The organism is Actinocrinis puniceicyclus (assembly GCF_018283645.1).
GTDB lineage: Bacteria > Actinomycetota > Actinomycetes > Streptomycetales > Catenulisporaceae > Actinocrinis > Actinocrinis puniceicyclus.
This window is the reverse complement of the sequence record NZ_JAGSXH010000080.1, coordinates 1-20,690: the sequence shown is the minus strand read 5'-3', so window position 1 is coordinate 20,690 and position 20,690 is coordinate 1. Positions and strand designations below refer to the sequence as shown.

Here is a 20,690-nt window from a genome sequence, read left to right as displayed (position 1 = left end):
AGCCGCAGGACACGGGGTGGACCGGTTCGCGTTTGTCGTTACGGGACGAGGGTGGGGCTGCTGCCTGCGGCGACTCCGAGGTTGCCGGGGCTGGTGGCGGCGGCGTTCAGGCCGGTGCCTCTGCCGGGTGCGACCCAGAGGCTGCCGCTCGGATTGATCGTGTCCTCGCCGTGCCAGGCCGTCATCCAGGAGCCGTCCGGCATGGTGACGATGGTCGGGCTCGTGTCTGCGGCGACTCCGAGGTTGCCGGGGCTGGTGGCGGCGGCGTTCAGGCCGGTGCCGTTGCCGGTCGCGATCCACAGGCTGCCGCCCGGATTGATCGTGTCCGCGCCGTGCCAGGCGGCGGTCCACGTTCCGTCGCCCATGGCTGTGAGCGAGGGGCTGGTGTTGTCGGCGACGCCCAGGTTGCCGGGGCTGGCGGCGCCGGACAGGCTGGTGCCGTTACCGGTGGCCACCCACAGGCTCCCGCCCGGGTTGATCGTGTCTTCGCCGTGCCAGGCGGACGCCCACGTGCCGTTGGGCGTCACGACCAGCGAGGGGCTGGTGTTAGGCGCGACACCGAGGTAGCCGGGGGCCGCGGCGGCGGACAGGCTCGTGCCGTTGCCGGTCGCGATCCACAGGCTCCCGCCCGGATTGAGGGTGTCCTCACCGTGCCAGGCCACCGTCCACGTGCCGTTGGGCATCACGACCAGCGAGGGGCTGCTGTTCGCTGCCACACCGAGGTAGCCGGGGGCCGCGGCGGCGGACAGGCTCGTGCCGTTGCCGGTCGCGATCCACAGGCTCCCGCCCGGATTGAGGGTGTCCTCACCGTGCCAGGCCACCGTCCACGTGTTGTCCGCCATCGCCACGATCGACGGGCTCGATCCGGCCGCGACACCCAGGTTTCCGGGTTCGGCGACCGCCGTCAGCGAGTTGCCGTTGCCGGTCGCGATCCACAGGCTGCCGCCCGGGTTCGTGGTGTCCGTGCCATGCCACGCCGCCACCCAGGTTCCGTTGGGCAGCACGGCCATGGAGGGGCTGGTGCCCTGGGCCACGCCGAGGTAGTCCGGATCGCTCGCGGCCCCGGTCAGAGCGTTGCCGGAACCGGGGGCCAGCCACAGGCTCCCGCCGGGGTTCTGCGTGTCCGCGCCGAGCCACATCGCCTCCCAGCCGCCGCCCGGCAGGAAGTAGCGCCCGCCCACGGCGTTGGCGATGTTGATGGTGACCGGGCTGGAGTAGTAGGCGGTTCCATTGATGACGGCGCCCACCAAGGCCTGATACGTGCCGTCGGGCACGGCGGTGGTGTCAAGCTGGTAGCTGAAGGACGTGCCACCGGGGATCGCCGGGTGGGAGACGAACTTGTCCACGCCGTTCTGCCGCAGGTGCACGTAGAACGCGCTGGCGGCCTGCGAGGCGGTGCCGCCGACGGTCACGGTCCCGTGGTAGCCGCCGCCGTTGGCGATGCCCGAGAGCGGCGAGACGGACGGCGGGGCGTCATTGCGCGGGTCGTGCAGCCATGAGGCGCCGTAACCGCTCTCCTCGGACTTCAGGACACCGTTGACCACGTTCATGGTCCCGGTGCCACTGGTGCTGAAATTCTGCTGCAGGATGGTGACATAGCCGTTGCCCGAGGAATCGACGTGGTTGGCGAGAACCAGGGCGGTGTGCCCCTCGACATGCGTCGTGGCCATGCTGACCACGTCGCCGGCGGCCGGCGAGGTGGGGCCGGCGCCGCTGGACTTCTTCTCCAGCAGGCTGCCCGGATAGTTGGCCACGATCTGCCCGCCGTTCGCGGCGTACTGGCCGCTGATGTAGCCGGCCAGGTACATGTAGCGCTCCGCCAACTCAGTGCACTGCCATTCGCTGATGCCGCCCCAGGTGCCGGAGTCTCCGCTGGTCTCCGGAAGCGGACCGCAGGCGAGCACGCCTCGCACGGTCGCGGAGGTCAAGGGGTAGCTCCTGGAGTTCTGCGCGGTGTCACACGTGGTGCCGTTCCACCAGCTCGGCGCGGGCAGCGTGGCGCCCAGCGGGGCCTCGGAATACGACGCCCGGCGGACTGCGGCCATCCCGGCGGCCGGCGTTCGGGCTCCGGACAGGTCCGCCTGCGCGCGCTTCTCGCTCGCGGGTTCGACCCTGCCGATCGACGTCGGCGCGTCCAACGCGGTCCCGGAGAGCGCGAGCCCCGCGCCGAAGCCCGTGACCGGATGCCGCCGCTCCTGGCTGAGCTGCACGACGAATACCCGATCGCCCGCCTCGGCCACCCACTCGATCATGTCGAGCTTCTCGTAGTGGATCGCGTCGAGCGGCACGTCCGGGCTGCTGGCGGTGCCGGCGACGTCCTTGCCGAACAGCCTCGCCGTCGGCCCCCGGTGGCTGTCACCGTGCTCCCGGTCACGCTCTGAGCGCAGTGCGGCCGACCACGCCGCCGCGACACCCGGCCTGGCCGCGCCCCCATTGGGGAAATCCCAGGAATCGGCCTTCCCATACGGCACGGCAGTGACCGTCAGCGAGTAGTACGGCCGAGCCGAGTGCAGTGCGACTTCTTGAAGTGGAAGGCCGAGTTCGGACACGACGGCCGGCGCGTCGGGCAGATGAGAGGCGCTGATGGTCAGTGCGACGCCGTCGACCGTGGCGATGACGGTTTTCGGAGTCTGCGCACCGCGTACGGTGCCGGTGGCGTGCGCGGCCCCGGCGCCGGTCGCGAGCAGCGCACCGGTCATGGCCAGACCAATCAGTGGTCTGACCCTTCGGACAGCTGGTACCAAAGGCATGGATGAATCCCCCGATTTTTCGAGTCGTGCTCAGCTGTTCTCGATCAACGATCGCCGACGAGCGGACCGACGGCCAGACATTTGCGTGAGCGTGCAAAAGCTCTGGCGGCGCTTGCGTTCGACCCGCCGGCGAAGTCCGACGACGTCCGGCAGGCTGACGGCTCGTCGGACGCCGGCTCGACGCCGGCCCGGGCACCGCGCGGCAGCCGATGCCCAGCGGGTTGCAGCGGCGTTGAGCGAGTCACCCGTCCGGCGCACGTCCGGCGCACGTCCAGCGCGACAGGGGGCGACTATGGTCACTGCCCGCGCGTGTTCGTCAGCCGATGGGTGATCCGCGTGGCGTCCACGAAGAGGCCGCCGAATCCCGAGACCGCGGCGGCCAGCACCGTGCCGGCGGCGAAGTGGTGGTAGTCGAACAGCTTCCACACCGCCAGCGCGGCGACCGCGACCGTGGCGAAGACCAGCGTGAGCCACGCCATGGTCTGCAACGCCCAGAAGTCCCCGCGCCGCGGGTTGATCACCAGGCCGAGCACCAGCGCGGCGAGTGAGCCGCCGGCGCTGGTCAGGTCGGGCGCGCCGGCCACGGTCAGGCCGTTGCCGAGGACGGTGTCGAACGCCATGAAACCGAGCAGGACCAGCAGCGCGACATAAGCCGGGGCGAGCAGCACCAGTTCCCGCGTCGGCGTCACCACCTCGCCCCGCGCGGCCTGCTGCGCGCAGGCCTGCTCCTGTGGCGGAGCGATCGAACAGGCGAGGTCGTGCAGGTGCCCGGAGACGACGCGCCGCAGCTTGTGAGCCATGGCCGTCATGGTCGCCCGGCGCGGCGACGGGCGGCAATTCGCGTTCACCCGATCGCGGGAGCGCGGGAGCGCGGGAGCGCGGGAGCGCGGGAGCGCGGAGATATCCGGCGCGCGCGGCGCCGCACCACCGGAGTTCCGGCGGTGCGGCTTGATCACCTGTTGCCGTGCCGCTGGTGACGCGGGGTGTTCACGCAGCCGAGTGCGGGCCCTGCCGCGATCCCGTTCAGGCCCACGGGGACGCGACGAGCCAGCTGGTGTCGTCGCTCCAGGAGGTGGCGCTGTCCCAGGCGTTCGATCCGCCGTCGCTGGCGATGTACGCGGTGTAGTTGTAATGCCTGATGTACTTGGTCGTATAGTTCACCGACTGGAACGAATACCCCTGACCGTTGTGCCCTGCCTGTGGACAGAACGTGGCGTCCTGCGCGAACTGGGAACTGCCGTCATTCGCGTTCAGGTACAGCTCGAAGTTGTAGTGCCGCAGATACTGGCCCGAGTCGTTGGCCGACTCGAAGGACACACAGGAGCTGTTCGCCAGGCCGGCGTGCACGATCCAGGTGCCGTCCGCCTTCACGGTGGACGAACTGCTGGAGGTGATCGACGAGATCACGACCTTGGTGTCGGTGGCGTCGTGCGTGAGGTAGTCGCCGGTGCAGCACGAGGTGGTCGCACGCAGCGAGATGCGCGAGCCCGGGGACAGACCGCCGCCGCCGGTGCTGCCGCCGCTACCGTAACCCGCCGCGACGATGTTCGCCTGCACCGAGTTCTCGGTCGTGTCGGAGGGGTAGCCCGAGGTCATCACGCCCTCGTAGAACGTGCCGGCCGAACCCTTGCTGTTGTCGCCGCCGATGCCCAGGATGATCGCGCCCTCCTTGTGCATCGGGTTGTAGCCGTTGGGCCGCGCGCCGCTGTAGAAGGTGGACAGACCGCCGGACTGGGCGTTGCCGCCGCGGATCGACCAGTGGTTCGACTCGCCCTTGATGATCGCGGTGGTGTACCGGTGGTTGACCGTCGGGTCGTTGGCGTTGTAGCCGGCGTTCTGGCCGGAGAACAGGCCGTTCTCCATGTCCGCCATGATCCACGGCCCGGCGCCGGTGCCGTAGCCCCAGACCTTGATGTTGCCGAAGTAGATCGCTTCCATGTGGCCGGCGCCGGTGTCGGTGTTGCTGGTCTCGGCGTTGCCGTAGTCGAAGCAGCAGCCGCCGTTGTAGTGCGTGCCGTCGAAGATGGCGTATTCACCCTCGGGGTTGTCCCCGGTGGCGATGCCCGAAGTGTGGTCGTTGCGGTAACCGGTGCCCGCGGCCACGTACACGCCGTACGCCTCGTGGCCGTTCAGACTGGTCGGCGCCGCGGTCGCGACCGCCAGATTGTCCGGACCGCCGGCCGCGCCGCCCGCCGGGGCCTGGGTCAGATTGTTGCCGCGCCCCGACTGGTCGTAGATGACCGTGATCACACACGTCGTGCCCGCGCAGAAGGAATCCTGCGCCGCGGCGTTCGCATAACCACCCGCCGACAGGACACCGATGTTCAACGTGCTGTTGTCCGAGGAACGACGCACCTGGTACAGCGAACCGCTGTATGATCCGTACAAGGCCCGCGTCGTCGAGTGCGCCGCCACACAGGGCGTACCGGCCGCCGCGTAGATGTCACACGGACCCTGCGAAGCGGCCTGCGAAGCGGCCCGCGAGGTGGCGGCCGTGGCGACGGCCACGCCGGCCGCGAGCGCGATCGAGGCGCCCGCCGCCAGCAGCCTGCGTCGGGCACGACGTATCCCTGGTCGTTCGACCATGGGTGAACTCCTTTGTTCATCGAGCACATGAGTTGCGTTGAGGTTGAGGCCGACCCCGCCGATGGCGCAGTGGTGGTGCGGGGCGGCCCGAGTTCGCGATCCCGTGGCCGACGGTTGCGGCGTCGGCCACGGGACGACTGTGTGCGCCCGGGCGGAGCATGAGGTACGGCCGACTCAGGAATTGTTAGCGCTAACAATTCGGCCCTGCCGAGTTGCCGGTCACGACAGGATTGGCTGAGAGGGTTTCGAAGAGCAGACGGTGCACCAAGGCGCGCCGCGTGTCAAGGGTGCCCGCGCGATCGGCGCCGCGGCTGAGCGAGCAGTGTGTTGTTTCACCACGGCGGGTCACACAGTCGCACGCCGCCGCCCTGACCCGGACTGCCTGCCGGAACACCGCGGACAGTGCTCGGATACGCTGCGCCCGCCACGGATCGGTGATCGCCATGGCAGACGTCGAACAATTCCCGACACGGGCCGCGGCCCACCGGACTCTTGACGAGCGCCGCCGCCGCGGGTTACCTACTCCTCACAAGCTTCGCCGACGACCGCGGTGCCGGCCCGGCCACGACGAACCCGACACGATCCCTCATCGACCTCTGACCCGCTCATACGCACCATCACGAGCGTCGGTTCACGGCGCGGCCGGTTCATGTGCTTGCATGTCACCCGCGCGGCCGTTCACACTCGGGGGAGAACCTGTCCTTACCGGGGAAAAGTGGCTTGTGGGGCTGTTTAGTCAGGAACCGCTGTTGGCGGCGCTCGCAGCGTCCGATCGCGATGCGCTTCTGGCCATGGGCTCGCCGCGCACCTACCGCGCGGGCCGGCGGATCATGGCGCAGGGCGCGGTGGAGGATTTCGTGCTCGCGCTGTCCACGGGCTGGACCACGGTGAGCGCGGACGCCGACAACGGGCGCTCCGTCATCTTCGGGCTCTGTGGTCCTCGCGACCTGATCGGTGAGATGGCCGTGTTCGACGGCGGTCCGCGCAGCGCGAATGTCACGGCTCTGACGGATGTCTCCGCCCGGCTGCTCACCCGCGGCCAGTTCCAGTCGTTCCTGCGCGGGCATCCGCACGCCTATGAAGTGTTGCTGCGCGGCATGGCGATCCGGCTGCGGGCCGCCGACGTGCACAGCCAGGACCTGGCCACGCTCCCCGTACTGCGCCGTCTCGCCCGGCTGTTGCTCGACGTCGACGGCGAGGACCCGCGGTCCGCGGCCGCCGCGCGGCTGACGCAGAACGAACTGGCCGCGGCGATCGGCGCCACCCGCGAGTCGGTCGCGAAGGCGCTGGCCGACCTGCGCTCGCGCGACGTCCTGCGCACCGTCGACCGGCGGATCGTCGTGATCGACCGTCCGGCGCTCGCCGCGATCGCGGCGCTGTGAGGCCGGTGAAGCCGTGAAGCGGGTGAAGCCGTGAGGCCAATGCCCTCACCGGCGGTGAACCGGTCTCGCCTTCCGGCGCAACAACCGCCGTACGCAAAAGGCCGCCACCGTGTGTAAAAGGCTACAGCGCACCCTGGCGGCCGGAGGCACGATGGACGTGTGCCAATGGCCGGCCCGACTGTGGGGGGGCGGCCGGCCATTGGCACCCCATCAGTTCCCACAAGGAGGCTCATGAGCGCCCTGGGCAGCTACGGGAGCGGCGACAGGACGGCCAAGCGGCGCGCTGTGCGAACCCGTCGTGCCAACGTCGCGCCGCCGGCACCCTCGGTCGAGCCGCGCGCCGTCGTGATCGCCGGTTACCTCGTCGAACAGGCGCAGCACGCGATCGAGCGCGCCGACGCGAAAGCCTCGACGCTGACCGCCACCGCCACCGCGGTCGTCGCGATCGTGGCACAGGGCGCGCACCGGGATGCGGCGGGAGCCTACCGGAACGCGGCACTCGTGCTCACCGGGACGGGCTCGCTGTTGTGGGTCTTCGGCATCGTGACCACCGCGTTCGCCATCTTCCCGAGGCTGGCCGGCCGCTACGGGTCCGGTTCCGCGCTCGCGCTCACCGGCTATCCGCGCCGATTCGACCCGGACGCGCTGCGCGCGCAATTGCCGACCGCGGAGGCCGAACTGGAACGGCTGCTTTTAGAACAAGCGCACGCACTGAGCCGAATAGCCGTCACGAAGTACCGCCTCATCAGATACGGCATGGTTTTTCTCGGCGCCGGCGGAGTACTCGGCCTCGCCGGCCTGGTGGTCCATTAGTTCGCCTCGAAACGAGGGCCAGAAGCCGGCGGTCACAAACCGGGCACGATCTGAAACTCCGTCAGTTTCAGATCCGCTCGCGCAGTTATGGTCGAAACAGGTTCGACTGCGAACGGGAGGGATCATGGGGCCCGAGCAGGCCATTCACCGCTCGATTCTGGCGATGGACATCGAGGGTTTCAGCACCCGCGCCAATCCGGTCCAACGCTCGCTGCGCTCGGCGCTTTACGAACTGGCCCGGGCGGCGGCGGCCGACGCGGGGCTCGAATGGCAGGGCTTCGGCGTGCAGGACGCCGGCGACAGCATTCTGCTGTTCATCGAGCCGACGGTTCCGCCCGCGCAACTGGCCGGTCCCTACCTGCGGGCACTGGTCGACCGGTTGGCCGAGCGTACCCGCCAGGTCAGCGCGGAATACACGATGCGGCTGCGCATCGCGCTGCACCACGGGCTGGTGGACGCGGACGGACACGGCTGGTGCGGCGACGCCGTCAACCTGACCGCGCGGCTGCTGGACGCCGATACGCTGCGCCAAGTGCTCAAGGCGGCCGGCCGGGCACAACTCGTGTTCATCGTGTCGGACGGCCTGTACCGCGACGTGATCCGGCACCAGTACCGCGCGATCGACACAGCTGCGTACCGCTCCGTGAGCTTCGATGTGAAGCAGCAGCACGGAATCGTCGGCTGGGTATACGTGCCCGGATACCCGAGCCCGCCCGGCCTCGGCGGCGAGGCGCGCGAACAGAGCCCGCCCGCGGGCCCCGGGCCGCAGCGCCCGAGTACGCCCGCGTTCCCCGCGGTGCCCTCCGGTGGATTCAGCTTCACCAACAACGGCACCGTCAACGGGGGCGTCGCACAGGTCAAGAACGTGTACGGGGACGAGCGGGAGGGATTCGCGCCGTGACCGAGCAGCCCGCGGCGGGTCCCGGTGCCACCCCGGCCGGGCCTGCCGGCGGCGCGGTGGACGGGGCGTCGCCGGATGCCGCGAACCAGCCGGCCGGAGCCGGCGAGGGCTCCGCGGCCGCCGCTGCGGGCAAGCCCGAAGGCCAGGGCGACAAGGCGCACGGCGAGAAGCAGGGCGATGAGAAGAAGACCGGCGGCGAGGCCGAGAAGGCCGACCCCGCCGGCGACGCCGCCTCGAAAGCCACCTCACGCGCCGGCGTCGGCTCGGTGCGCGGCGAATCGCTCTCGGACGCGGAATGGGCGATCCACGGCGACGTGGCGGGCCAGAAGAACGTGTTCTTCCTCGGCGGCGCGCACCGGCTGCCGCCGCAACGCCTCTCGGCCGACCTTGAGGACCCGGCGACGGCGGCGTTCGCGCAGCCGCAGGGCTGGGAGGAGTTGTCGGCCGGGTTCTTCAGCCACCGCACGGTGATCGTGCGTGGACCGCGCGGCTGCGGGAAGACGACCGCGGTGATCAGGCTGCTGCTGCGTTCGGGCTCGGTCTTCCACCTCGACGACGCGATCGACCTCAACCAGCTTGCCGAGTCGGTGCGCGCGGACGGCGGCCCGGACGGCGGCATCGAGCGGGACGCGCGATTCCTGCTGGTGCGCCCCGAGAAGTTCGGGCACCTGCGCGCGGCCTCGCTGCAGCGGATCGACGAGGCGCTGGAGCGGGCCGACGCCCGGCTGGCGCTGATCATCGACGACCACACCCCGCTGCCCGACCCGGACCTGCTCGCCTACACCCTCACCCTGTCGGCGCCGCCACGGCACGGCGAGGTGTTCGACAACCATGTGCGCTGGCGGCTCGGCGAGTCGCTCGGCGAGCTGGTGCTGGAGCGCGAGGACGTGCGCTGGGTGGCGCAGCGGCTGCTACCGCGCGCCGACTCCTGCTCGCTGGCGGCCCGGCTGGCCGAATGGGTCGCCCGGGAGTACGAGACCCACGGCCGGATCGACGCGGAGCGCATCGCCGCGCGGATGTCGCGCTGGGGCACCGAGGAGTTCGACATCTGGTTCGCCTCGCTCGAGGACGCGCAGACCCGTTGCTTCGCGGTCGCGCTGGCGGTGCTCGGCGGCCTGGCGCACGAGCGGGTCAGCGCGGCGGCCCGCGGCCTGCACGAGCGGCTCGGGCGGCCGCGCAGCCTGGTGATCAGCTCGCCGGCCGACGGACCGTACGACGGCGCCGGGCCGTTCCGCACGGACCGCTCCGAGCGACTTCGGCGCCTGATGGCCGCGGTGCGGCAGATCGAGGTGCGCGGCGACTACGGGCGCAGCGTGACCGAGACGATCGCGTACCGCGATCCGCACCTGCGCCCGCAGGCCGTGCTGCGGCACGTCTGGTCCCAGTACCAGATCCAGCCCGAACTGCTGGACTGGCTGGCGTCGCTGGCCGCGGACGGCGCGCTGCCGGTGCGCATCCGCGCCGGGCTGGCACTCGGGCGCATCGCCGCGGAGTCGTTCGACTACGTATGCGAGCGCGTCCTGGAGCCCTGGGCCTACGGGAACCGCGAGGAGCGCTGGGACGCCGTCGCGTACGCCCTGCGCGAGGTCGCCTACTCGGTGCCGGAACTGGTTCCCGCGATCCGCCGCCTGACCGGCCGCTGGTACGCGAACACCTCGTCGCGCTCGGCGCAGGCGACCGCGGCCCGCGTGCACGGGGTCTGTCTCGGCCGGCTGGACCCGAAACCCGCGGTGGACGCGCTGCACCGCCTGCTGGCCAGCGCGCAGGACGAGTTCGACAACGGACGTATCTCAGTGGGCTGGGCGATCGGCGACAGCCTGACGGACCTGTTGTGGAACAGCGACTTCGAGCTGGCCGAGTACGCGCTGTCCGCGCTGGAACGCGCGATGGCGGACCGGCGGCGCACGCACAGCGCGCAACTGGCGTTCCTGATCCTGGCCAACTCGCTGCACGCGCGCATGTCCGACGCGGCGCACCGCGACGACTGGCCGTACCTGCTCGCCGCGGCGCGGGAGCACAAGGAACTTCGGGACCCGCTGGCCTCGGTGTGGCGGCGGGTCGTGAAGGAGTCGCGCTTCCACGAGCAGGCCCAGGACGTGATGACCGGCTGGGCGCGATCCGCCGAGGCGGACGAGGAACTGCGCGACGTGTTCCTCAGACTGCTGCGGTCGATGGCGCGCGGCGACCGGCGGTGCGCGCTGATCCTCGACACCTACGCCCGCGCGTGGACCTCCGCGGACGGCATCACCCCGCTGCCCGCCGTCGCCTCGGCGCTGCGGACGATCATCGCGGCCGACAGGGAGCTGACATCGTGAACCCATCGAACCGGCACACCTCGGGCGAACCCGTTCGGCTGATCCTCGCCTCCGAACCGGTGCACCGCGGGCTCTCCCCGGCCAAGACCGCCGACCCGCACATCGCCGTCGTGTACGCCACGGGGTTCGGCGAGGTCACCAGCTTCGGTGGCAGGGCTCTGACCTGGTCGGAGAAGGTGCTCTCGAAGTACCGGCTGCGTTACGAGGTCGATCTCGGCGACCACCGCCGCAAGGCGCAGCTGAGGAGCACGCCGCTGCCGAGCCAGGGGGACGCGTACTTCTTCGACGCCGTGGTGGACGTCGGTTTCCGGGTGTTCGACCCCGAACAGGTGGTCCGGCGCAACGTGACCGACGCGCTCACCGTGGTGTACAGCGCGCTGAGCGCTCACCTGCGGCCGATCACCCGCCGGTTCGAGATCACCCAGGCCGCGGACGCGGAGAGCGAGATCAATCTGCGCTTCCCGCGTCCGCTGCGGCTGGACGAGGGCATCGAGATCTACTACCTGACGGTGAGCCTCTCGCCGGACCCGGCCGCCCGCATATATCTGCAGAAACTGGTGGACGGCCGCCGGAGGCTGGAGATCGGCGGGGTCGAGCACGAGCTCGCGGTCGCCGCCACCCGCGGCGGGCACGAGATCGACCAGCTCGACCAGCAGGCGCGCATCGCCGCCGAAGAGGAGGAGCAGCGCGTGCTGGGCCGGCGCAAGCTGGACGTGCGCGCGCTGATCACGGCGCACCTGGCCAAGCATCCCGACCAGAGCGCCGAGGCCCTGGACATGCTGGTCAAGTATGAGGCGGGGCTGCAGAACCAGCGCAACCTCGACGCGCAGCGGCAGTCCGAACTCTTCCGCTACATGGTCGCCGAGGGTTTGGTGCAGGCCGCCGACGTCGAGGTGCTGCGCGCGCAGACGGTGGCGCAGCTGGAGACCGGCTGGCCGGGTGCGCAGGGCGGGCAGGCGGCGCTGACCTCCGGTTCGGACTGGGACGAGGATCTGCCGCACGCGAACGCGCCCGCCGGCCGGGTGATCCGCTCGACCGCGCAACCCTCCGGCGCGGGCCAGGCGCTGCCGGTGTATCTGGTGTGGGACGAGTCCTTCCGGCACGACGGCTACCTCTCCGCGGTGGACGAGGGAGTGCGTGGCCTGATGGAGCGGCTCTCCCGCTCCTCCACCGTCTCCAGCGTGCTGCGGCTCGCGGTGCTCGGCTTCGCCGCCGAGACGGTGGTGCGCATGCCGATGACGACCGTGTCCGGCGGCGGTTTCTCGCCGCGTTTCGCCGCGGGCGGCCCGGCGCGGCTCGCGCGGCTGTTCGAGCACCTGCTGCGGCGCATCCCCGAGGACGTCGACCCGCTGAAAGCCGGCGACCTGAAGGTGAACCGCCCGACGGTGTATCTGCTCACCGCGGCGCCGGCCGTGGACGACGACGAGTGGCCCGCGGCGCTGCGGCGCCTGACCGACAAGCCCACCTTCAAGTACGCGCCCGTGGTCGTCGCGTGCGCGCTCGGGGAGGGCTCGGCGCAGCTGGCCCAGCGCGTGGCGTCCACGCCGGCTTATGCCTTCACCGCGCGTCCCGGCCTGGCGCCGGCCGAGGCGGTGTCCCGGTACCTGGCGTTCCTGGAGAAGGCGATCACGCAGCTTGCGCTCAGCCAGATCAACGGATCGAGCAACACCGACATCGTGCGGCCGGACGGGTTCCTCCAGGCCGCGCAGACCCGGAGGGATTCAGATGGCTGACACCAGTAGGGGCATCCTGCTGCCGGTCTACGTGCTCGCAGACGAGTCGTTCTCGATGAACCCGCAGCGCGACGAGTTGAACGCGGGCCTGATCGCGCTGCACGAGTCGTTGCGTGCCGAACCGATGATCGCGGCGAAGGTCCGGCTTGCGGTGCTCGGTTTCTCGGACGACGTCAAGGTACGCCTCCCGCTCGCCGACGTGCGCTCCGAGCGCCACCTGCCGCAGTTGACCATGCGCGGCGGCACCAGCTACGAGGCGGTGTTCAACGACCTGCTGGTGCGCATTCCGCACGATGTCTCGGCACTCAAGAACGACGGATACAAGGTGCACCGGCCCGCGGTGTTCTTCCTGAGCGACGGGCAGCCCACCGACGATGACGACGACGCCTGGCAGGTTCCGCACCGCAGGCTGATCGACCGCGCGGTGACGCCCCCGGCGCCGAACATCATCGCCTGCGGGATCGGCGACGCCGAGCCGCGCACGATCCTGGAGGTGGCGACGAACCCGAACTTCGCCTTCGTCTCCGTACCCGGCGCCGATCTGGGCCGCTCCATCGCGCAGTTCTTCAACGCGCTGACCGCGAGCGTCGTGGAGTCCGGCCGCGCGATGGCCTCGGGCAACCCCGAACTGCGGATCGAGCGACCGGACACCTTCAACATGGCCATCGACTACGTGTGACGGGGGTCGGGCAGTGCGCTTCAGGAAGGACACGGAGCCAGAGCCAGAGCCGGAACAGGATCCGATGCGGGAACCGGAGCGGGATCCGCGGCGACAGGGGCAACCGGCGCGGCAGCAACCGGGCCGCCGGCACGCGCGCGATCCGCAAAGCGAGATCGGCCGCCCCGGCTACGGCGCGCTCGATGCACGCTACGACGCTCCGTGGTACGACGACGCGCCTCGAAACGACCCGCGCCACGATGTGTACGGGCCCGTATCGGACGATCCGTACGCCGCTCCCGACACGTACACGCCCGGTCACACGTACTACCCCGATCGGGGGCGCCCCGATCAGGACCGCTCTGGACACGATCGTCCCGGGCAGGTCCACCCCGGGCAGCCGAGCGCGGGTCCGGGCCACGCCAGGCCGCAGCGCGCCGCCCAGCAGAGCACGGATCAGGCCGACGGTCAGGCGCAAGGAGGACAGGCGCAAGGAGGACAGCAAGGCCCCGAGCACGAGCACGCCGCGCAGGTCTGGCCGCCCGGATGGGCTCCGATCGTCGTGGACCGGCCCACCACCGAATTCGAGCCGAAACCGCCGGGCGCGAGACACCTGCCGGATACCGAGTTCGACGGCTGGTCCACCGCGCACGCCACGGTCCGCCTCGCCTCCGTGCGCGGATATTCGCACCGCTACTACGGCAAGCCGCGTCAGGACCACGTCGAAGCCTGCGTACACGCGGCGACCGGCACGGTGCTGTTCGCCGTCGCGGACGGCGTGTCGAGCGCCGAGGAGGCCGAGGTTGGCGCCCGCCTCGCCTGCGGTACGGCGCTGGCCGTGATGACAGAGCACTTAGACGCTGGCCATGCCCCGCAGTGGCGCGAGGTGCTGCGCACCGCGGCGGACCAACTGCTCATGGCGGCGGCGCGGCGATACGGGCGAGCGATCGACCCGGCCGAGGCCGAGAAGTTGTTCGCCACGACCCTCGTGGCCGGCTTCGCGACGCCGGCGCCCGAGGGCCTGACGGCGTCGATGGCGCGCATCGGCGACTCAGGGGCCTGGTTGCTCGCCGAGGGGCAGTACCGGCCGGCGCTCGGCGCGAAGGACGATCCGGCGGCCGCGGTCGTCTCCTCGGCGGTGCACCCGCTGCCGCGCGTGCCCGACCCGCCGGATCAGACACAACTCACCCTCGTACCGGGCCAGGTCCTGCTCGTGGGTACGGACGGCTTCGGCGACGCGCTCGGCGACGGACGGGGCCAGGTGGGCCGGCTGTTCGCGCAGTGGCTGGCCCAGCCGCCGCCGGCCCGCGGGCTGGCACACCTGCTGGACTTCTCCCGGGAGACCTTCGACGACGACCGGACCCTGCTGGCGCTCTGGCCGCGCACCGTCCAGGGCTCCGGCGCGGGCTCGGGCCCGCGATGAAGACGCTGGAGCGCGGCGGCCTGGTTCTCGGGGACCGGCTCGGGCAGGGCGGCCAGGGCGCGGTGTATCCGGTGCTGAACGTCAAGGCGGGCGGCGCATTGGACGCCGTCTACAAGGAGTACCGCGTCGAGGTCCGCGACCAGGTGGACGTGGCGGCGCTGGAAGAGATGGTGGACACGGCGGCGCGGCTGGCTCCGGACGACCGGCTGTGGCTCGGCGAGCACGCCTCGTGGCCCACGCAACTGGTCTCGGACGGCGGCGCGGTCTGCGGCTTCCTCATGCGCGCCGTGCCGCCGGAGTTCTCCTTCGCGCTGCGGACGCTGTCGGGCACGCAGCAGGGCAAGCCGCGGCTCGCCCAGGTCGAGTTCCTGCTCAACGACGACGACTACGTCGCCGGGATCGGGCTGACGGTCAGCGAACGCGACCGGTTCGCGCTGCTGCTCGATCTGGCGGCCACGCTGGTGCGGCTGCACGGGTTCGAGGTGGCGGTAGGCGACCTCTCGCCGAAGAACCTGCTGTTCGCCGCGGCCGCCCCGGGGATGCGCTGTTTCCTGATCGACTGCGACGCGATGCGCGTCGCCGGGCGCGACGTGCTGCCGCAGGTGGAGACGACCGAATGGGAGCTGCCGCAGGGCGAGGCGCCGGCCACGGCGAGCGGCGACGCCTACAAGTTCGCGTTGCTGGCCTCGCGGCTGTTCGCCCGAGACCAGTCCTCGCGCGACCCGTCCAGGCTGACCGCCGCGGCGCCGGCGGTCGGCGAGCTGGCGCACCTGACCCTGGAGCGCGCCCCGGGGCAGCGCCCCGCGCTGGCGGCCTGGCTCGCGCCGCTCGAAGCCGCGGCGCGCATGGCGTCCGAGGACCCCGCGCAGCAGACGATCGCCCTCGGGCCGGTGCCGCCGCGAGCGCCGTTCCCGCAGTCGCCGCGGCCGAACGCGGCGCGGCCGCCGAGCGGAGCGCGGCGCGTCGGCGCGCTCGCCACGCTGGCCGCCGCGGTGCTGGGACTCGGCATCACCCTGGCCGTGGTCAACGGCAACTCCTCGGGGTCCTCCGGTGCGGCGAACGGCTACAGCCAGAACTCCGGTCAGTCCTCGGATACTTCGGGCGGTCAGAACACCTCCCCCACCGACTCCCCGTCGCCCTCGCCGAGCGACACCTCCGGCGAGTCGGCACAGCTGCGCGCTTTCGTCTCGATCCTGTCGGACACCGCGTCGGCGCGATCCGCCGTGGGTAACGCCGTCAACGGGGTCGGCGCGTGTACCCAGGACCCGGCATCCGGAATCAGTACTCTGCAGTCAAGCGCGCGCAGCCGGACCGACGACGCCCAGGCCGCCGGGCAACTGCCGGTGGACGCGATCCCCGGCGGGGAGAGCCTGCGCTCGACCCTGGTCAGCCTGTTGCAGGACTCCGCCTCCGCGGACAGCGGATACGCGCAGTGGATGCAGGACATCGCGTCGCAGGGCTGCCCGGTCGACACCTCATCCGACCAGGGCTACCAGAGCGGGGATCAGGCCTCGCAGACGGCCACCCAGGACAAGCAGAACTTCGTCGCGCAGTGGAATCCGCTGGCCGCGCAGTTCGGGCTGCCGACCTACACGGCCGATCAGTTGTGAGCGGATCGGCGTCGAGGATTCCCGGATGGCCGGTGGAGCCGGCCACGCACGGCCAGGCCGCCCGGGCCCGCGGTAACTGATCCACACCGCATCACTCGTCACGCGCGGACCCCTGCTTCCCGCGACCGCTCGGGCCTACTCCGTCAACCGGCCGACGTGACACATCAATGCCGACTTTCACAGGCCTCTGCCATACACTGCAATCGCAGGTGTTACAGAAGACACATACCGGTTCCGAACCGGATATCAAGAGATTCGAACACATTGTTCGGTGCCGGTACGGTATGGCGTTCGCTGTCAGCGCCACCCCGCCGTCACCGCTGGCATGGAGGCTTTGATGCCGCAGGAAATACCCTTCATCGTTCCGTTCGCGGCCCCGGTCAGCCCGCACCTGGACGCCGCCAGGAGCCGGCATCTGGAGTGGGTCAGGTCCCGGGGGCTGGTGCACAGTGAGGCCGGAATGCTCGAGTACACGTCCTGGGACCTGCCTCAAGCGGCCGCGCGTACGTACCCTTACGCGTCCGCCGAGGACATGTACATGCTGATGAACTGGTTCTCGCTGGCGTTCCTGTTCGACGACCAGTTCGACGCGAACGTCGAGGGCTACGCCGCGCGCGTGGCCGAGGTGGCCCGCGAGATGGTGATGATCCCGTTGCGGCCGCTGCGCTCCCGGCCGGACGTGCGCTGCCCGATCACGCTGGCCTGGTCGGAGGTGTGGGCCTGGCTTTCCGACGGGATGTCGCTGACCTGGTGCAACCGCTTCGCCTCTTCCTGGGGTCGCTTCCTGGCCGCGCACACGCACGAGGTGCGCCTTTCGGCCGACGGGGTCGTGCTCGGCCTGAGCGAATATCTCGCGCTGCGCCGCGTCACCGTGGGTATCCACCACTCGATCGACGCGGCCGAGCGCAGCCGTCGCTTCGAAGTCCCCGCGCAGGTTCAGGCGCACCCGCTGATGCGGCGTATGCGCGACACGGCGGCGGACGCCATCGCGTACATGAACGACATCCACTCGCTGGAGCGCGAGGAGCGGCGCGGTGATCCGCACAACCTGGTGACGGTGCTCTCCCGGGAGAAGGGTCTGTCCCGCCAGGCGGCGATCGACGAAGCGGTTCGCATGGCGGTGCACCAGATCGAACGGTACCTGGGCCTCGAAGTGCAACTGCCCGCGCTGTGCGACGAACTGGTGCTCAGCACCGCGGAGCGCCGGGCGGTGGAAAAGGGCGCCGAGGGCATCCGCAACTGGATCCGCGGCAACTACGACTGGGCGCTGCACAGCGGGCGGTACGCCGCGGCCAAGGCCGGAAAGGCGGCGCAGGCCGAGCGGCTGGGACGCGGCTTCGTGGACGACCTGCTGCCGCGCTGAGCCGGCCGGCGCCCGCGAGAGAACTGAGCCGGCCGGCCCGCCGGGGATCGGCGCGATTCGCCCGCTCCGGCGCCGGCTCCCGCTCCAGCGGTCGCGGCCGGTACCACGTCATCGCGGTACCGGCCGCGGCCCGGGGCCTCCTGCGGCGCTTGGCCGCGCAGCGTCAGATCCCGAAGAACCTGCGGATCAGGGCCCGCCATCCCGAACCCGGCGCCGCTGCCGGAACGGCCGCAGCAGCCGCCTCGGGCGCCGTTGATTCAGCACTCTGTGGCGCGCTGCGCGGCGCGCCCTGCGCAGCGCCCTGCGCTCCATCCTGCGCAGCGCCCTGCGACGCCGTCCGCGGCACGCTCGCCGGGCGCGGCTCGGTGGCGAGCCGCTGGGCCGGCACCTGCGCGACGCGCCGCGGGGTGAACTCGGCCGGCAGCACGTCCAGGTGCCGCGACCAGGTCGACGAGGTCCAGTTCAGCTCCTGCTCCGGCACGGCCAGATGAATGTCCGGCAGCCGGGCCAGCAACGCGTCCACCGCGCAGTCCGTGACGGCGCGGCCGATGTCCTGACCGGGACACTCGTGCGGGCCGCGGCTGAACGCGAGGTGCGAGCGGTTGCCGTGCACGGGCGTGCTCAGGTCGGGCCGCACCGCCGGGTCGGTGTTCCCGGCCGCCAGCCCCAGCACCAGCAGGTCGCCGGCCCGGATCTGCTGGCCGCCGAACTCCATGTCGCCGGTGGCGAAACGGCCCGGGCAGACCATCAGCGGCGGCTCGTCCCACAACACCTGCTCGACCGCGTCCGGGATCGTCATCAGCCCGCCGGTCAGCGACGCGCGGAAACGCGGATCGGTGAGCACCACCCGCAGCGTGTTCGCGATCAGGTTCGTGGTGGTCTCGTTCGCCGCGATCAGCACCAGCCGCAGGTGGTTCTGCACCTCGTCCTCGGTCAGCCCGGCCGGGTGCGCGATGAGCCAGGAGGCGAAGTCGTACCCCGGTTCCGCGCTCTTCGTCGCGGCCAGATCGCTGAGCACCCGCATGATGTACTCGTTGTAGGCCACCGCCTTCTCCCCGCCCTTGATCAGCCCCGTGCTCGCCTCGACCAGGCGCGGGCCGAACTCCTCCGGCAGGCCGAACAGGCGGGTGAGCACGAGCATCGGCAGGTGCTGCGCGTACTGGGCCAGCAGATCCGCGCGGCCCAGCGGCGCGAAGCCGTCGATGAGCTGGTTGGCGTACCGCTGGATGTGACGGCGCACGCCGTGCCGGTCGAAACGCCCCAGGCTGTCGTTGACCGCGGACCGCAGCCGCTGGTGCTCTTCGCCGTCCTGGGACACGCAGTCCGGGCGCCACCCCACCATCGGGATCAGCGGGGAGTCCGGCCTGACCCGGCCTTCCTGCCATTCGCGCCAGATCCGGGCGTCGCGGGAGAAGCGGGTCGGCGTGCGGGCGGCCTCCATGTTCTCCCGGTAGCCCAGGATCAGCCACGCCGGCACTTCGCCTTCCAGCAGCACCGGGGCCACCGGGCCGTGCTGCTCGCGCAGCTTCGCGTACAGCCCGGCGGGATCGGCCTCGGCCTCGCCGCCGTAGAGCCGGGCCGCCGCCTGGTGGGCGGGGCATCCGGGCGGCGGGGCCGCGGGCGCGGGCGAGTCGGCACGGAGCTGTCCGACACTGGGTTGATCGGCGGGGAGGGTCACAGCGGCTCCGGCACAGGGGTGGTGGTCAGGGTGAACAGGTAACGCATCAGAGAAAGCAGAACATCACGGCTGGAGGCGCGGCTGCGCGCGTCACAGTTGACGATGGGTACTGATTCGGGCAGGTCCAGCGCGGTGCGCAGCTGCGAGACGGGATGCGCGGGCGAGTCGGGAAACGCGTTGATCGCGACGATGAACGGCACGCCGCGCTCCTCCAACTGTCCGAGCACGTCGAAACTGGCCGCGAGCCGGCGGGTGTCGATGAGCACGACCGCGCCGAGCGCCCCCTGGAACAGTCCGTCCCACAGGAACCAGAAGCGCTCCTGCCCGGGTGTGCCGAACAGGTAGAGCACCAGCTGGTCGCTCAGGCTGATGCGGCCGAAGTCCATGGCCACGGTCGTGGCGGTCTTCTGCTCCACCCCGGCCAGGTCGTCGACGCCGACCCCGGCCTGCGTCATGGTCTCCTCCGTGGTCAGCGGCCTGATTTCGCTGACCGCGCCGACCATGGTGGTCTTGCCCACGCCGAAGCCGCCGACGATCACGATCTTCACGGCCGTGTTCACCGAGGGCGCCAGCGCGTCCTGCGCCCGGGGCTCGGCGGGCGCCTCAGAGCTTGGAAAGCCCATACATCACCGCTTTCAGCAGTTCGGGGTCCGGCAGCGACGTGGCCATGACCGGGGCGCGCGCCTCCACCCGCCGGTCCGCGATCAGGTCGGCGACCAGGACCGCGGCGGCGCTGAAGGGCAGGCGCAGGTAGGCGGAGATCTCCGCGATGGACAGCGGGTACTGGCACATGCGCAGGATCGCGGCCTGCTCGGGCTGCATGCCGGGTTGCGGGGCGCTGCGGGAGACGATCAGCGTCACCAGGTCGAGCGTGACGGCGGCCCCGCCGCTGCGTCCGCCGGTGATGACGTACAGGCGTTCGGGGCTGCCTTCGTCCCAGGAGGCGTGCGCTCCCGTCACGTGACCACCTGCCCCTCGACACGTGGCGGGCTGGTCAGGTGCTGGCCGATACGGGCGACCAGATCGCGCATCTGCTGGCCCATCAGGCCCGCGTCCACGCCTTCGTCGGCGAGCACCGCGAGGTACGCCCGGGCGCCCGCGGCCATCAGGTAGAAGAAACCGCCGCCGGCCTCGATGACGACCAGTCGCAGCGCACGGTCGCCGGTCGGGAACTCCGAGGCGATCGCGACGGAGAGGCTCTGCAGGCCCGCGCAGGCCGCGGCGAGGCGGTCGGCGGTGTCCTCGTCGGTGCCGTACTGCGCGATCCGCAGGCCGTCGGCGGTGAGAACGACGACGTTGCGGGTTCCGGGCACGCTTTCCGCGAGGTCCTTGAGCATCCAGTCCATGCTCGGCCGCAGCTGGGTCACGACTGCTCACCTTCCTTGCTCGACGACGCGTCCCCCGGCGGCTGCGGGGTCGCTGGGGACTTCTCGCCCGATACGGCGTTCTGGAACGCGGCCAGCCACAGGCCGGGCGGG

Annotated in this window: 16 protein-coding genes; 9 read left to right on the top strand and 7 right to left on the bottom strand. The window is 71.1% G+C overall.

The annotated features are described in order from the left end of the window. Positions 1 to 38: 38 nt before the first annotated feature. The 3 genes from KGA66_RS20155 to KGA66_RS20145 form a co-directional block, all read right to left on the bottom strand. Positions 39 to 2,699 (bottom strand): CHAP domain-containing protein, encoded by a 2,661-nt coding sequence (locus tag KGA66_RS20155; RefSeq protein ID WP_211469733.1) that lies wholly within the window; start codon positions 2,697 to 2,699, stop codon positions 39 to 41. Positions 2,700 to 3,046: 347 nt separating this feature from the next. After that, complete coding sequence (locus KGA66_RS20150; protein WP_211469732.1) at positions 3,047 to 3,550, bottom strand: hypothetical protein; 504 nt, start codon at positions 3,548 to 3,550, stop codon at positions 3,047 to 3,049. Between the two features lie 223 nt (positions 3,551 to 3,773). After that, a complete protein-coding gene (locus KGA66_RS20145) occupies positions 3,774 to 5,336 on the bottom strand; it encodes an alpha-L-arabinofuranosidase B (protein ID WP_211469731.1) in 1,563 nt (520 codons plus the stop codon). Between the two features lie 749 nt (positions 5,337 to 6,085). Between KGA66_RS20145 and KGA66_RS20140 the strand changes: the two genes are divergently transcribed. The 9 genes from KGA66_RS20140 to KGA66_RS20100 all read left to right on the top strand — a co-directional run bounded on the left by KGA66_RS20140 (position 6,086) and on the right by KGA66_RS20100 (position 17,534). After that, positions 6,086 to 6,718 (top strand): Crp/Fnr family transcriptional regulator, encoded by a 633-nt coding sequence (locus tag KGA66_RS20140; protein ID WP_211469730.1) that lies wholly within the window; start codon positions 6,086 to 6,088, stop codon positions 6,716 to 6,718. Between the two features lie 231 nt (positions 6,719 to 6,949). Beyond that, on the top strand, positions 6,950 to 7,531 hold the full coding sequence (locus KGA66_RS20135) for a Pycsar system effector family protein (RefSeq protein ID WP_211469729.1): 582 nt from the start codon (positions 6,950 to 6,952) through the stop codon (positions 7,529 to 7,531). Positions 7,532 to 7,655: 124 nt separating this feature from the next. After that, positions 7,656 to 8,432: a nucleotidyl cyclase domain-containing protein gene (locus KGA66_RS20130; protein WP_211469728.1), complete on the top strand. Its 777-nt coding sequence runs from the start codon at positions 7,656 to 7,658 to the stop codon at positions 8,430 to 8,432. After that, positions 8,429 to 10,747 carry an ATP-binding protein gene (locus tag KGA66_RS20125; protein ID WP_211469727.1) on the top strand — a complete coding sequence of 773 codons (2,319 nt, stop codon included), beginning with the start codon at positions 8,429 to 8,431 and terminating at the stop codon, positions 10,745 to 10,747. The genes KGA66_RS20130 and KGA66_RS20125 overlap by 4 nt, the downstream gene beginning before the upstream one ends. After that, complete coding sequence (locus KGA66_RS20120) at positions 10,744 to 12,480, top strand: vWA domain-containing protein (RefSeq protein ID WP_211469726.1); 1,737 nt, start codon at positions 10,744 to 10,746, stop codon at positions 12,478 to 12,480. Before KGA66_RS20125 ends, KGA66_RS20120 begins: the two co-directional genes overlap by 4 nt. Further along, positions 12,473 to 13,159, top strand: coding sequence for a vWA domain-containing protein (locus tag KGA66_RS20115; RefSeq protein ID WP_211469725.1), 687 nt, complete (start codon positions 12,473 to 12,475; stop codon positions 13,157 to 13,159). The genes KGA66_RS20120 and KGA66_RS20115 overlap by 8 nt, the downstream gene beginning before the upstream one ends. A gap of 64 nt (positions 13,160 to 13,223) precedes the next feature. After that, positions 13,224 to 14,561, top strand: coding sequence for a protein phosphatase 2C domain-containing protein (locus KGA66_RS20110; protein ID WP_211469724.1), 1,338 nt, complete (start codon positions 13,224 to 13,226; stop codon positions 14,559 to 14,561). Then, the gene (locus tag KGA66_RS20105) at positions 14,558 to 16,171 is read left to right on the top strand and encodes a hypothetical protein (protein ID WP_211469723.1); all 1,614 of its coding nucleotides are present in this window, start codon (positions 14,558 to 14,560) and stop codon (positions 16,169 to 16,171) included. The genes KGA66_RS20110 and KGA66_RS20105 overlap by 4 nt, the downstream gene beginning before the upstream one ends. Before the next feature lie 337 nt (positions 16,172 to 16,508). Next, a complete protein-coding gene (locus tag KGA66_RS20100) occupies positions 16,509 to 17,534 on the top strand; it encodes a terpene synthase family protein (RefSeq protein ID WP_211469722.1) in 1,026 nt (341 codons plus the stop codon). A gap of 163 nt (positions 17,535 to 17,697) precedes the next feature. On the opposite strand, the gene KGA66_RS20095 is transcribed toward KGA66_RS20100, so the two are convergent. From KGA66_RS20095 to KGA66_RS20080, 4 genes are read right to left on the bottom strand one after another with little or no spacing between them, the layout of a single operon-like run. After that, positions 17,698 to 19,212: a cytochrome P450 gene (locus KGA66_RS20095; RefSeq protein WP_211469721.1), complete on the bottom strand. Its 1,515-nt coding sequence runs from the start codon at positions 19,210 to 19,212 to the stop codon at positions 17,698 to 17,700. Continuing rightward, positions 19,209 to 19,835 (bottom strand): GTP-binding protein, encoded by a 627-nt coding sequence (locus tag KGA66_RS20090; protein WP_211469720.1) that lies wholly within the window; start codon positions 19,833 to 19,835, stop codon positions 19,209 to 19,211. Before KGA66_RS20090 ends, KGA66_RS20095 begins: the two co-directional genes overlap by 4 nt. After that, positions 19,816 to 20,172: a DUF742 domain-containing protein gene (locus KGA66_RS20085; protein WP_211469719.1), complete on the bottom strand. Its 357-nt coding sequence runs from the start codon at positions 20,170 to 20,172 to the stop codon at positions 19,816 to 19,818. The genes KGA66_RS20090 and KGA66_RS20085 overlap by 20 nt, the downstream gene beginning before the upstream one ends. Beyond that, positions 20,169 to 20,558, bottom strand: a complete 390-nt coding sequence (locus KGA66_RS20080; protein WP_438822063.1) for a roadblock/LC7 domain-containing protein — start codon at positions 20,556 to 20,558, stop codon at positions 20,169 to 20,171. Before KGA66_RS20080 ends, KGA66_RS20085 begins: the two co-directional genes overlap by 4 nt. Positions 20,559 to 20,690 lie beyond the last annotated feature (132 nt).